Genomic DNA, 851 nt, shown 5'->3' on the forward strand with positions numbered 1-851 from the left:
CATCCGCTCACATGTGGCCGGACTGCCTGAGACGTGGCAGGCGATCACCATCGGCCAGCTGCTCTCGCACACGTCGGGCATTGCCGATTATGACGGCGACGAGTTCACCGGCCGCGACGGGCCGTTCGACGTGCGCCGGGACTTTACGGAAGCGGAACTGGTGCAGAAGGTTTCCCAGCTGCCCGTTGAGGCGTCCCCAGGAGAAACATGGAGCTACCGCAACGCAAATTACCTTCTGCTTGGCGCCGTCATCCGCAGCATCACCGGGAAATTCCACGGCGACATCCTGGCGGAGGAGATTTTCGGGCGTCTCGGCATGACCGCATCCCGGGTGATATCCGACCAGGAGATCGTCCCCCATCGGGCCGCAGGCTACGAACGCAGGGGAGGGACCCTGTGTAACCAGGCCTGGGTATCGCCCACCTTCAATTCCACGGCCGACCTGACCGGTCGGGATCTGAAGCACTGGGGTCGCGCCTTGTGCAGCGCCTCCGTCCTGGCTCCCGCTACGTTGGCGCAGATGTGGACACCATATCCGGTCGACGGCGTGGTTCCCGAGGAAGGCTACGGTCTCGGCTGGTTTGTCCGCATCCACCCATCAGGTCCCATCGTGGAGCATGACGGCGCATGGCAAGGGTTTACGTCGTACTTCGCCGGATACCTGGGAACGGGCGTCTCGGTTGCTGTGTTCACGAATCTCCATCCCGATCACAGTCGCCCTGATCAGATCGGCCAGGGGGGCGCAGGATTGGTGGACGCGCGCCTGGCGGATCTGGATCCGGCCAGCGAACATTCTGATCCGATCGACCGCTGAAGCGGGACCCAGCCACCTGAAGTAGCGTGTCTGGGAC

General features: G+C 63.5%; 1 protein-coding gene. It reads left to right on the forward strand.

What is annotated here, in order from left to right; genetic code table 11:
- Positions 1-814 (forward strand): serine hydrolase domain-containing protein (locus ACXJKH_RS21440; protein WP_457322403.1); only part of this gene is annotated, 814 nt, incomplete at its 5' end.
- Positions 815-851: the final 37 nt, after the last annotated feature.

Source organism: Stenotrophomonas sp. P5_B8 (assembly GCF_054049855.1).